The 11,900-nt window shown below is 61.5% G+C and carries 10 protein-coding genes; 9 read left to right on the top strand and 1 reads right to left on the bottom strand.

Annotated elements, in window-relative coordinates; all coding sequences use genetic code 11:
* Nucleotides 1–194 precede the first annotated feature (194 nt).
* The 3 genes from GNZ12_RS09445 (at nt 195) to GNZ12_RS09435 (ending at nt 3,915) form a co-directional block, all read left to right on the top strand.
* Nucleotides 195–1,337 (top strand): sigma-54-dependent Fis family transcriptional regulator, encoded by a 1,143-nt coding sequence (locus GNZ12_RS09445; RefSeq protein WP_172310088.1) that lies wholly within the window; start codon nt 195–197, stop codon nt 1,335–1,337.
* 81 nt (nt 1,338–1,418) lie between these two features.
* Nucleotides 1,419–3,221: an NAD(P)/FAD-dependent oxidoreductase gene (locus GNZ12_RS09440; RefSeq protein ID WP_172310087.1), complete on the top strand. Its 1,803-nt coding sequence runs from the start codon at nt 1,419–1,421 to the stop codon at nt 3,219–3,221.
* 247 nt (nt 3,222–3,468) lie between these two features.
* Nucleotides 3,469–3,915, top strand: a complete 447-nt coding sequence (locus GNZ12_RS09435; RefSeq protein WP_172310086.1) for a hypothetical protein — start codon at nt 3,469–3,471, stop codon at nt 3,913–3,915.
* Between the two features lie 21 nt (nt 3,916–3,936).
* Here GNZ12_RS09435 and GNZ12_RS09430 read toward each other — a convergent pair whose 3' ends face one another.
* Nucleotides 3,937–4,827, bottom strand: a complete 891-nt coding sequence (locus tag GNZ12_RS09430) for a LysR family transcriptional regulator (RefSeq protein WP_172310085.1) — start codon at nt 4,825–4,827, stop codon at nt 3,937–3,939.
* Between the two features lie 98 nt (nt 4,828–4,925).
* On the opposite strand from GNZ12_RS09430, the gene GNZ12_RS09425 reads away from it, so the two are divergent.
* From GNZ12_RS09425 to GNZ12_RS09400, 6 genes are all read left to right on the top strand, one after another.
* The gene (locus GNZ12_RS09425) at nt 4,926–6,479 is read left to right on the top strand and encodes an AMP-binding protein (protein ID WP_172310084.1); all 1,554 of its coding nucleotides are present in this window, start codon (nt 4,926–4,928) and stop codon (nt 6,477–6,479) included.
* An 11-nt stretch (nt 6,480–6,490) separates the two neighbouring features.
* A complete protein-coding gene (locus GNZ12_RS09420; RefSeq protein WP_172310083.1) occupies nt 6,491–7,672 on the top strand; it encodes an acyl-CoA dehydrogenase family protein in 1,182 nt (393 codons plus the stop codon).
* Nucleotides 7,673–7,727: 55 nt separating this feature from the next.
* A complete protein-coding gene (locus GNZ12_RS09415; protein ID WP_172310082.1) occupies nt 7,728–8,837 on the top strand; it encodes a CaiB/BaiF CoA transferase family protein in 1,110 nt (369 codons plus the stop codon).
* A gap of 55 nt (nt 8,838–8,892) precedes the next feature.
* Complete coding sequence (locus GNZ12_RS09410) at nt 8,893–10,197, top strand: MFS transporter (protein WP_172310081.1); 1,305 nt, start codon at nt 8,893–8,895, stop codon at nt 10,195–10,197.
* Between the two features lie 104 nt (nt 10,198–10,301).
* On the top strand, nt 10,302–11,360 hold the full coding sequence (locus tag GNZ12_RS09405; protein WP_172310080.1) for a porin: 1,059 nt from the start codon (nt 10,302–10,304) through the stop codon (nt 11,358–11,360).
* Between the two features lie 75 nt (nt 11,361–11,435).
* Nucleotides 11,436–11,807 (top strand): BON domain-containing protein, encoded by a 372-nt coding sequence (locus GNZ12_RS09400; RefSeq protein ID WP_172310079.1) that lies wholly within the window; start codon nt 11,436–11,438, stop codon nt 11,805–11,807.
* Nucleotides 11,808–11,900 lie beyond the last annotated feature (93 nt).

The raw sequence follows: 11,900 nt of genomic DNA, 5'->3' as shown, positions 1-11,900 counted from the left end.
ACGAACGCCGGTAAGCCTTGATGCAAGGCGACTGCAGAAAACTGCGGCAATAGAAGCGCATATCGAAACAAGCTGAGACAAACGTCTCATCCGGTCCGATGCTGCACTGCAATGTGCTTCCGCGGAACCTGCATGCTAAAAGTCATCCTGAGCGCGTCACTTAGCGACACGCGCCGAGCCGACCGGAGACATGCATGCCCTATGTTCCGCAAGTGAGACACATCGACCGGATCCGCAGGTTGATCGAAGGCCGGATGCCTGATCGCGGCGGTGACGCTACGCGACTGGCTTCGTCGTATTGGCGCTCGCTCGAGCAATATCATCTCGATCCTGGCCTGACGACGGGGCCGCGCATTCTGACCACGCCGGAATTACGCGACGTACAACACCGGGAAGAATCGGTTCTACGGGCGTCAGGAGAGTGTCTGTCGCGTCTGCATGAGACGGTGCGCGAAGCGGACTACTGCGTCATGCTCACCGACGCGCAGGGCGTGACGATCGACTATCGCGTTGACCGGGATCGGCGCCACGACTTCAAACGAGCGGGACTTTATTTAGGCTCCTGCTGGTCGGAGCAGGAAGAGGGAACCTGCGGTGTCGCGGCGGTGCTGCTCGACGCCCAACCGATCACGGTTCACAAGACCGATCATTTCCGTGCCGCCTTTACGACCCTGACCTGCAGCGCTTCGCCCATCTTCGGGCTGGAAGGCGAACTGATCGGCGTACTGGATGCATCGGCGATTCGCTCGCCCGATGAACGCGAAAGCCAGCGTCTAATCAACCATATCGTGCGCCATAGCGCGCTGTTGATCGAGGACAGTTTTTTTCTCAACGCGACCACGCATTGCTGGGTTTTACTGGCGCACCGGAATCGCCACTACGTGGAAGCCCAGCCGGAGATTCTGATCGCCTTCGATGCGCGCGGTAATGCGGTCGCGGCAAATCGCCGGGCCAAAGAATGTGTGCCGGGTCTTGACCGGCTGCCCCGGCCTGTCTCCGAGCTATTCGATGTTCGCGCCGAACGTCTTCTGGACGTCAGGCCCGGGCGCGACATGGTCTCAATGAAATTTGTGGGCAACGGCTCGCCGCTTTATGCGCGTGTTCGTCCACCCGTTATTCGCGCGCCGCGGCAAATGGCGCCGAAGCCCCGCGATCCCGCCCGCGAGGCGCAACCCACGCTCACCGACATCGACGCCCTTGAGCGTGACCGCATCGTCGCCGCCCTGACGGAGGCGAAATGGCATCCGGACGAGACTGCCAAAACCTTGGGCATCTCGCGCGCGACGCTTTACAGACGGATCGCGAAGTTCGGCATTGTCCCGCCTCACCGGCGATAGCGGTCCACGGTTATCCAGCGGGCAAAGAACCCGCGCATTACTTCGACGTTTCATTAATCCGTATCGAATGGAGGAGCAACCATGCCTGAAAATAATGCAAGCGAGACTATTACACATGTTCTGGAGTCCCTGGAGTCAGCGCTGAAGCGCCGTGATACTGTGGCGGCCGTGGCGTTGTTTCAACCGGAGTGCTACTGGCGCGATCTGGTCGCTTTCACCTGGAATATCAAAACCATGGAGGGCCGGGACCAGATCGGCGCCATGCTCGACGCACAGCTCGACGCCATCAAGCCGGCCAGACTGAAGGTTGCCGAGAATGAAGTGCCGAGCGAAGCCGGTGGCATAGCACAAGCATGGATCACGTTCGAAACGGATGTCGCCCGCGGCAGCGGTTTTATCCGCGTGAAGGATGGCCTGATCTGGACCCTGCTGACCACCATGGGTGAACTGAAAGGCCATGAGGAACCCAAAGGCAACCGGCGCCCGATGGGCGCGGAACATGGCGCACGCATGGATCGAACGAGCTGGAAGGAACGTCGCGAAGCCGAAGCGCAAGCGCTGGGTCGCGCGGAGCAACCCTACTGTTTGATCGTGGGTGGAGGGCAGGGTGGGATTGGACTCGGCGCGCGTCTGCGCCAACTGGGTGTGCCGACGATCATCGTCGATAAAAATCCCCGTCCTGGAGACCAGTGGCGTAACCGCTACAAGTCACTGTGTCTGCATGACCCGGTCTGGTACGACCATATGCCCTATTTGCCGTTCCCGGATAACTGGCCGGTGTTTACACCCAAAGACAAGATTGGTGACTGGCTTGAGATGTACACCAAAGTCATGGAGTTGAACTATTGGGGATCGACGATTTGCAAGTCCGCGAAATACGACGAGGCGAAGGCTGAATGGGTGGTCGAGGTTGAGCGCGACGGTGAGACGCTGACGCTGCGGCCAAAGCAGCTTGTGCTGGCTACGGGCATGTCGGGTAAGCCGAATACCCCCTCATTTAAAGGCATGGATGTGTTCAAGGGCGAGCAGCATCATTCGTCGAAACATCCGGGGCCCGACGCGTACAAGGGTAAGAAGGTGGTGGTGATCGGCGCGAACAACTCGTCGCATGATATCTGCGCGGCGCTGTGGGAAGCGGGCGTCGACGTCACGATGGTTCAGCGTTCGTCCACGCATATCGTCAAGTCGGATTCGCTGATGGAGCTCGCGCTCGGCGATCTGTACTCCGAGCGCGCGGTGGCGTCAGGCATGACGACGTCCAAAGCGGACCTGACGTTTGCGTCGATCCCGTACAAGATCCTGCACACGTTTCAGAAGCCCGTATTCGATGCGATCAGAGAGCGCGACGCAGCGTTCTACGGCCGTCTGGAAAAGCGGGGTTTCATGCTCGACTTCGGGGATGACGACTCGGGTCTCTTCATGAAATATCTGCGGCGCGGGTCGGGTTACTACATTGATGTCGGTGCAGCCGACCTGGTCGCGGACGGCAAGATCAAGCTGAAGAGCGGCGTGGATGTGGCCGAACTCAAAGAGCATTCGGTCTTGCTGAGCGACGGCACCGAGCTCGAGGCGGATCTCGTCGTCTATGCAACCGGCTACGGATCAATGAACGGCTGGGCCGCCGATCTCATCTCGCGTGAAGTGGCGGATAAAGTGGGCAAGGTGTGGGGGCTGGGTTCGAATACGACGAAAGACCCGGGGCCCTGGGAAGGCGAGCAACGGAACATGTGGAAGCCGACGCAGCAGCCGGCCTTGTGGTTCCATGGCGGTAACCTGCATCAGTCACGCCACTACTCCCAGTATCTATCTCTGCAACTGAAGGCGCGCATGGAGGGCATTGCGACGCCGGTTTATGGTCTGCAGGAAGTGCATCATCTTTCCTGACGTCATCGTTCGTTGCCGGGCCCTCCACCAGGTTGGGACCGGCAACGCCTCGTCATTCCGCAGCTTCTCCCCGTTCGCGACCACGATAGTCGCGCGTGTCATTGGCCATGCGCGGGCTGTCTGGGCCGATCTGAGCGTCACCGTACAGACTCGCCGGTTTAGTCATACGATTCTGGGGGCTCAACGATCTGCTGATGCATCTCCTCGAATTTTTCGCGCAAGCCAGCAGAACGATCGCGCTACGACGATGAAAATGTCCGTTCTCCGCATGCTGACTTCGCTTACGTCGCTGGGCGTGGGATTCCTTCCAGCCGTGTGCAATGCGAATGCGCTCGATCCACAACTGGACTGCCAGTCGAGCCCGCATGATTTCATTGCTCCGCTTCTGGATCAGCAGTCGATTGATTCAAAACCAATGCGCATTGAAGCTAATTCAGTCAACGCATTTAGACCCACCAGCGGCAGCAACCTGACGGCATTCGGTTTTCATGTGTATAGCGTCTTCGGGTATGAGCAAAACGATCCCCTCTTCATACAAGGCAGCGGCCAGCCGGTTAAGTCTTCAACGTACGGTGTGGTAGTGACCGGCTCTGCCGTATCCGTTGAGGCGAGCGTACGCAAGGCAGGCAGCAGTGCTGTGGTTCATGAAGTGATTCCATTTTTTCTCACAGCCGTTTTCTGCGACGGGCGTTGAGGCCGGTCCTCGCGCCTTCATTCAGCTCGTCCATTCCTGCAGCAGCGCCATCGCGCGCTGTGCGAGCGGGGAAAGATAAGCCTCCTTTCGAAACACCACGCCGATGTGCCGGCGCAAGTCGAGCTCGTTGGTGTCGAGGTTGAGCGCGCGCAATCCCTCGAGCGCGTCAAACGATTCCGTGCCCGCGACGCAGAGCATCGCCGTGCCGCGTAGCAGATGCAGCAGCGAGGTGCTGCCGAAATCGGTTTCTACGCGCAGCTTTGGTGCGTCGAGACCAAGTCTCGCGAAGGCCGCGTCCACTTGCTGACGAAGGGGGATGGTCGGCCCCGGTAGCAGCCATTCCTGATCCGCCAGGTCGGCCAGCCGCAGATTGCGCTTGAGGTGCAGCGGATGCGACTCATCGGCGAGCACGGACAGGCTATCGCGAAAGAGTTCGACGAACGACAGTCCGTTCGCATCCGGTGTCGGCTCGGGCGCCAGGATCAGGTCGAGTTCACCCGCCACGAGTAAATCGACTAGATCGCGCGCCAGACGGCGCCGCAGTCGCAGGCGCGCAGCAGGGCGCTCCTTCAGCAACTGGCGACAGGCGCCCAGAACGAGCGCAGCCGGCACGGTCGGAGAATAGCCAAGACTCAGCACGCCCTGTTCTCCGCTGCGGATCGCGTGCATTTCCTTCAGCGTGTCCTCGTATTCCAGTGCAATCCGCCGTGCACGCGCGAGGAATAGCGAACCCGCCTGAGTGGGCGCGACCCCGTTCGCCGTGCGCTGGAACAACGCGAGGCCGGTCTGCGCCTCGACACGCTGGATGGCTTTGGTGAGCGCCGGCTGGCTCATGCCCAGCGCCTCCGCGGCCTTACCGATGCCGCCGTGCTCCTCTACCGCAAGCAGGTAATCCAGATCCCGGGTCTCCATGGGCATTCCTGTTGGCTATGGCTTTATAGCCAATGCCGCATTGTGGTGATGGCGTGCATCTTACAGACTAACGCCAGCATTGATAAAGGAGACACCGATTGGGCTTTGCTTACTTTCTGCGCCGCGCCGCGCGTCATTGGGGCGACAACGTTGCGGTCATTCATCGCGACCGCGAGCTGACGTACCGTCAGCTTGACGAACGCTCGACCTTGCTGGCGAATGCGCTCCTCGGGCTCGGCCTTGCGAAAGGCGACCGGGTTGCGGTTCAGGCCCGCAACTGCACGGGGCTGGTGGAAATCGAATGTGCGCTGTACAAGGCTGGGCTCGTCAAGGCCGCGCTGAATCCGCGCTTCACGGCGCACGAAGCGGCTGATGTCGTCGAGAATTGCGCGCCGCGCGTCATGATCGCAGGCGACGGATTCACGGCTTACGATCGTGCCTCGCCTGGGTTTGGCTCGGTCGAGTCGTTCATTTCGCTCGGCACGCCTGCGACCGGCTACGCCGATTACGAAACACTGATTTCGAGCGCCAGCCCCCATCTGCCCGATGTCGCGTTGTCGTCCGACGATCTCGCCGTGCTGCACTTCTCTTCGGGCTCGACCGGCAAGATCAAGGCCGCCATGCAGACCTACGGCAACCGTCTCGCGTCGCTGCGCAAGATCTTGCTGGGCATGGATTGTCCGGCGAAACCCGGCGACCGGCTCGCGCTGATCGGTCCGGTCACGCACGCGTCCGGCATGTTGATGCAGCCGTACCTGTATTCGGGCGCCACGCTCGTCCTATTCGACACGTTCGAGCCCGCGGACTTTCTGCGGGAAGTCGAGCGGCTGAAGATCACGCACGTGTTCATGGTGCCCGCGATGATCAACATGCTGCTCAACGATCCCTCGCTGGATACGGCCAATCTGACGAGCCTGAAGATGCTCGGCTACGGTGCCGCGCCGATGGCGCCGGCGCGCATTCAGGAAGCGTGGACGCGTATCGGTCCGGTGCTCTCGCAAGGATACGGCGCGAGCGAATCGACCTCGGGCGTCACGCGTCTTTCCATCGCCGATCATGCTGACGCGATTGCCCATCGCCCCGAGCGGCTCGCGTCGTGCGGCCGGCCCACGGGCGAGACTGAAGTGCTCGTGGTCGACGAACACGGCCGCGAGGTCAGCGGAGATGCGCTCGGCGAAATCGTCATTCGCGGCGCCGACGTGTTTCATGGCTACTGGGGCGCGCCGGAACTCACGCGTGAAGTGCTCGTCGACGGCTGGCTGCGGACCGGCGATCTCGCGCGCGTCGACGAGGAAGGGTACATCTACCTCGTCGACCGTCAGAAAGACATGATCATTTCCGGCGGCTTCAACGTCTATCCGGCTGAAGTCGAGGCTTCGCTTTATCAGCATCCCGATGTCATGGAAGCGTGCGTGATCGGCGTTCCCGATGAGAAGTGGGGCGAAAGCGTCAAGGCTGTCGTCGTGCTGAAGAGCGGACGCAACACGGTTGCGGACGAGATCATCACCCATTGCCGCGCGCGGCTCGCTGACTACAAGCTCCCCCGTACCGTGAACTTCGTTGCCGATCTGCCCAAGAACGCGAGCGGAAAGATCGCCCGCAAGCTGGTTCGCGAGCAGTACTGGCAGGGCGTCTCGCGTCGAGTCAATTGAAGAGGAAGGTTATGTTCGATTATCTGAATAGTCCGGCGTTCGTCGAAACCCGCGCGGGCATTCGACGCTTCGTCGCAGAAGAACTGCGGCCGATGGAGCAGGAACTTGGTCTCGGCAGCGAAGACGTCTGGCCGCGCGAGACGCTGCGCCGCGTATGGCGCCGCTCTGCCGCACTCGGTTTCTACGCTGCATGCCTGCCCGTCGCACTGGGCGGTAAGGGGCTCTCGATTCTCGAACAGTGCGCGCTCAAGGCGGACCTCGCCGCGTCCGGTTCCGCGCTCGCGCCGCATGTGCTCGGCGACCTGGGTGGTCCACCGCGTGTCGGCAACATGCTCAAGTATGCGAGCGCGGATCAGCTTGCACGCTATTTCGAACCGGTGATTCGCGGCGAGAAGTCGACCTGCTTCGCGCTGACCGAACCGCACTCAGGTTCGGATGCGCAGAGCATTTCCACCACGGCGGTCGTGGATGGCGACGAACTGGTGATCAACGGCGTCAAGCATTACATCAGCGGCGCACCGTTCGCCGACTTTGCCATCGTCATGTGCGTGACGGATGCATCGACCACGCCGCCCGCCATCACGGCGGTGCTCATCGATCTCGATCTGCCGGGTGTGACGGTGGAACAGCAATACGTGCCGATGTCGGGGCAGCACATCGATGCGGACATTCGCTTTGTCGACGTCCGCGTGCCGCGCGCGAACGTGTTCGGCGGCGCGGGCAACGGGTTCAAGCTCGGCATGTCGCGCATCAACGTCAACCGGCTATTGCACTGTCCGACGATGCTCGGCCTCGCCACCGCTGCGTATGAAGCGTCGCTCGATTACGCGCGCACACGCCGGCAGTTCGGCGGTCCGATCGCACGGTTTCAGGCGATCCAGCACATGCTCGCCGATATGGCTGCGGCGCTGTGGGCATGCGAAAGCATGATCGCGCAGACGGCCGCGCTCGCCGATGCAGGTGCCGATCTGCGCATGAAGGCGGCAGCCTGCAAGCTGTTTGTGTCGGAACGCTGCTTTGAAATCGCGGACAAGGCCGTGCAGATTCACGGCAACGTCGGGGTGACGCGCCATCATCCGATCGAGCAGACGTTCCGCAAACTGCGCATGTTTCGAGTCTTCACCGGCACGAGCGAAATCCAGCGCAATACGATCGCCCGCGTGATTCTCGATCCTGCCGGCACAGCGGCATGACAGGCCAGCACAGTACGCTGACACACGTCGCATCTTTTGCGAGGAAGCCATGCGGATGAAACCGGACTGGTCATGCCTGAACGGCGTCAAGATTGTCGATCTGAGTCAGTTGTTGCCCGGGCCGCACGCCACGTCACTGCTGATGCAATTGGGTGCGGACGTCGTCAAGGTCGAACCGCCGCGCACGGGCGATCCGGTGCGACAACTTGGAAGCGCGGTTGGAAGCGCGGTGTTCGCGCAACTCAACCGCGGCAAGCGCTCTGTCGCGCTCGATCTGAAGAGTGCCGCGGGCAAGGCAACGTTTCTCGATCTGATACGGGACGCGGATGCGGTCGTGGAAGGCTTCCGGCCAGGTGTCATGCAGCGGCTCGGGCTTGACTACGCCGCGCTCGCGGAGGTGAACCCGCGCATCGTCATGTGCTCGATATCCGGGTTCGGGCAGACAGGGCCGTATTCGGCGTTGCCCGGCCACGATCTCAACTATCTGGCGCTCGGTGGATTCTGGTCGATACCGGTTCAAGTCAACGACCGCGTCGCGCGTCCACGGGTTCGCCTCGCGGACTATGCCGCGTCGAGTCATGCCGCACTAGCGCTGGCCGTGGCGGTTCTCAGCGCACGCCAGAACGGCTGTGGCCAGCATCTCGACGTGTCGATCCACGACTGCGTGATGGCGTGGACGGCGCCCGCCGCATGGACGTCGCGCGACTATGTGGAGGATCCTCTGGCATCGCCGACGGTCATGCCCGAGAACGACATTTTCGAAACCCAGGACGGACGTTACCTCGCGCTCGGCATTCTGGAAAACAAGTTCTGGCTGACCTTGCGCGAAGCACTCGGCGCCGACTACCCCGCGCTGATGGACGATCGGTTCTCGTCGCGCCCTGGCAGGCAGCAGTTCAAGCGCGAGGTCAACGCGCTGCTCGCGCACATGTTCTCGGAACGCGCGCTTGCCGAATGGCTTGAAACGCTAGGGCGTTTCGATCTACCGGTTTCGCCGCTGCTTGACGCACACGAGCTGTTTCTCGATCCGCACGTGCACGCACGCGGCATGGTCCGCGAATTCGCTCACGACGGATCCATGGCGATGCGCTTTCCCGTGAAGTTCTCCGCAGGTCTGCCCGACGCAGACGACACCGTCCCGCTGCTCGGTCAGCACGACGGCTGAGGCAACGCAATACCAGGGACGCAAAGACGTTCCGACAATCATGGAGACTAACCGAATGGCAACTGAACAAAGCCGCTATCGGCCCTGGCGGGCGTGGTCCATCGCGATCATGCTGGCCTTGATGATGCTCGTGAACTTTCTGGACAAGGTCGTGCTCGGCCTCGTCTCCGTACCGATGATGCGTGAGCTTCATCTGTCGCCCACGCAGTTCGGGCTGATCGGTGGCAGCCTCAACTGGCTGTTCTCGATCTCCGCAGTGCTCGGCGGCCTAGCGGCGAATCGCGCGTCGACAAAATGGCTGTTGCTGCTGATGGCCGGCACCTGGACCGCGCTGCAATTGCCGATGCTCGTTGCTGGCTCGATCTGGAGCGTGATCGCGTGCCGCGTCCTGCTCGGCGCGGGAGAGGGGCCCGCGTCGCCGGTTGCCGTGCATGCGCTCTACAAGTGGTTTCCCGACGCAAAGCGCAACCTGCCTGTCGCGGTACTTCACCAAGGCAGCGCGCTCGGCCTGCTGGTGGCAGGTCTCACGATTCCGGCTATTACCGCCCATTGGGGTTGGCGAGCCAATTTTCTGGTGCTGTCCGCGCTTGGCGGCCTCTGGTGCGTCGCGTGGCTCGTGTTCGGCGCCGAGGGGAAACTGTCGAGTCCGGCGCGACCGGGCCACACCGCGCGGGTTCCGTATGTGCTGCTGCTGACGGACCGAACGGTCCTGGGCATTTTCGCGGGGCATTTCGCAGCGAACTGGATTCTCGCGATGACGCTCACCTGGACGCCGACCTGGCTGCAGCTTGGGATGGGCTACGCACCGCAGACGGCGGGCAGAATGTTCGCGTTGTTCGTGGCGATTACCGCGCCGCTGAGTCTGGGCCTGGCCTGGCTGTCCCAGCGACTGCTGGCGCGCGGCATGCCGTCGCGGGCTGGGCGCGGCGGCTTCCTGACGGTAACGCTCATCGTGGCGGGTGCGCTGCTTGCCTCACTGGCGTGGCCGGGTCTCCCGCCAATGCTTCGGTTCATCTTGCTGACACTCGGCAGCGGCATGACGCTCGTGACGTACTCGATTGGACCGGCCATGCTCGGCGAAGTGACGCCTGATTCACAGCGGGGCGGCATTCTCGCGTTAAGCAACGGCTTTTCTTCACTCGCCGGACTCGCCGCGCCCATCGTGACCGGCTTGTTGATCGAAGGCGCGGGGCGCTCGACCGCCGTCGGGTTCGAACAGGCGAGCGTCGCGAGCGGTGTGGTGCTGCTCGGATGTGGCGTGCTCTGCGCTTTCTGTCTCGACCCGCAGCGCTCACAACGCCGCCTGGCCCGCGGCACAACACGTGCGCCGGGGGAACTCAACCTGGTCGAACGGGGCTGACGGCACCAGCAAGACTGTTTCTCGCCGCGTATCTCTGGATACGCGGTAGTTTTATGTTTAATTAGTTATCCATATAAATATAGATAGAAAAACCAAGGAGACGTATGAAGAAGGTCTTGTATGCGACGCTCATGAGCGTGCTTTCCGGTGCGGCCTACGCGCAATCGAGCGTCACGCTGTACGGAGACATTGGCGGAGGTGTCCGATGGACGAACGGTGCCAAGGGCGGAAGCGCAGTCGGTTTCAACAACAATATCATCGCCGGCAATCAGTTTGGGTTCAGCGGCAAAGAGGACCTGGGCGGCGGTCTCAAGGCAATCTTCAAACTCGAGGGCGCATTCAATAGTGGCACCGGCGCGCTAAAGACCTCGAGTACGCTGTTTTCTCAGGCGGCATTTGTCGGTTTGACCGGCGATTTCGGGCGCCTGACATTGGGCCGGCAACTCAACGCCAACGAAGACTTTGGCATTCTCATCGACCCTGCGGGTGGGCGAGGGCAGTCCATCGCAATCGAACCCGGCGTGGTGTACAGCGCGAACTATTTCACACTCGATTCTCGCTTCAACAACACCATCAAGTATCTCGGTCAGCTCGGTGGATTGCGCTTCGGCGCCAGCTATTCGCCAGGCGGCGTGGCCGGTGACTCGCACGCCGGTACCAACTTCTCGGGCGCTGCCATGTATCAATGGGGACCCGCGCTCAGTGGTGTGTCCTATCAGAAGACCTGGAGCGCAACCACGATGCAGTGGGCGCAAACGTTCCAGACCGGTGGTACGCTGCAGATTGGGCCGGCGCGCCTTTATCTGAACTATGCCGACCTCACGGTCACCGGGACGACACCCAGCGCGCCCAGGCGCCGTGACAAGATTCCGGGCGGTGGCCTGGTGTGGGTGGTCACGCCGTCATTCCAGGTCACGGCGGCTTTCATCGACGACATCGCCAGCGATCTCGGCAACGTTCAGTCTGCCAGCGGCCATAAGATCACGTCCTTTGCGATCGCCGAATATTTCCTTTCCAAGCAGACCGAGTTGTATGCGGAGGTGGATCGCAATGGCTTCTCGGGCGCCTATCGCTATGACCCTGCGAACATCACAGCCCTTGGTCTCAATCCTGGCGGCCACGGATTGACCGGCGTTTCAGTCGGCCTGATGACCCGCTTTTAGGCATTCGGGGCGACGTGATGAGCGTTTGTATTCCGCTTGTATTCCCTATGTGTTCACCTTGACCGAAGGAACGGCATGATTAACCCACACGTAAGCCTGCATACCCTGTTTGCCGCGACGCTTCTCGCATTCGCTGGCCATGCAATGGCGCAGTCCACGCCTGCCCCGGCAGAAGGGACGTCGTTCTCCAGCGCCTCTACCGTAACCACCACGAAGGCGTCGAAAGCAGCGGACAGGAAGCTTGCCCATCGCGTTGCTACCGCGCTCGAAAGGACCCGTGGACTGAACCCGGCCCGCATTCTCGTCAAGGTTCGCGACGGGCATGTCACGCTAAACGGCTCGGTAACCGACAACGAGCAAGTCTCGTTGGCTGCTGATGCCGCAAAGCAAGTCGACGGCGTCAAGACGGTGGAGAATTTCGTCCGCGTTGCCGGGCCCTCGCTCTAATGGCTTTGAGAAACCTCGTATCGTGCTGCGTCGAGCCTTGTTGCTGCTGCGAAGGCGGCAACGATAACGATGAACCTGCAAGACCGTTCACCA

Origin of the sequence: Paraburkholderia solitsugae (assembly GCF_013177695.1) — a bacterium.
Lineage (GTDB): Bacteria > Pseudomonadota > Gammaproteobacteria > Burkholderiales > Burkholderiaceae > Paraburkholderia > Paraburkholderia solitsugae.
The sequence above is the reverse complement of the archived record's forward strand: the minus strand, read 5'-3'. Positions and strand labels throughout refer to the sequence as shown.

Excerpts from the sequence above, each read along its gene's own strand:
- GNZ12_RS09445 (WP_172310088.1), top strand. The coding sequence starts at position 195 with ATGCCCTATGTTCCGCAAGTGAGACACATCGACCGGATCCGCAGGTTG.
- GNZ12_RS09440 (WP_172310087.1), top strand. The coding sequence starts at position 1,419 with ATGCCTGAAAATAATGCAAGCGAGACTATTACACATGTTCTGGAGTCC.
- GNZ12_RS09435 (WP_172310086.1), top strand. The coding sequence starts at position 3,469 with ATGAAAATGTCCGTTCTCCGCATGCTGACTTCGCTTACGTCGCTGGGC.
- GNZ12_RS09430 (WP_172310085.1), bottom strand. The coding sequence starts at position 4,827 with ATGGAGACCCGGGATCTGGATTACCTGCTTGCGGTAGAGGAGCACGGC.
- GNZ12_RS09420 (WP_172310083.1), top strand. The coding sequence starts at position 6,491 with ATGTTCGATTATCTGAATAGTCCGGCGTTCGTCGAAACCCGCGCGGGC.
- GNZ12_RS09415 (WP_172310082.1), top strand. The coding sequence starts at position 7,728 with ATGAAACCGGACTGGTCATGCCTGAACGGCGTCAAGATTGTCGATCTG.
- GNZ12_RS09410 (WP_172310081.1), top strand. The coding sequence starts at position 8,893 with ATGGCAACTGAACAAAGCCGCTATCGGCCCTGGCGGGCGTGGTCCATC.
- GNZ12_RS09405 (WP_172310080.1), top strand. The coding sequence starts at position 10,302 with ATGAAGAAGGTCTTGTATGCGACGCTCATGAGCGTGCTTTCCGGTGCG.
- GNZ12_RS09400 (WP_172310079.1), top strand. The coding sequence starts at position 11,436 with ATGATTAACCCACACGTAAGCCTGCATACCCTGTTTGCCGCGACGCTT.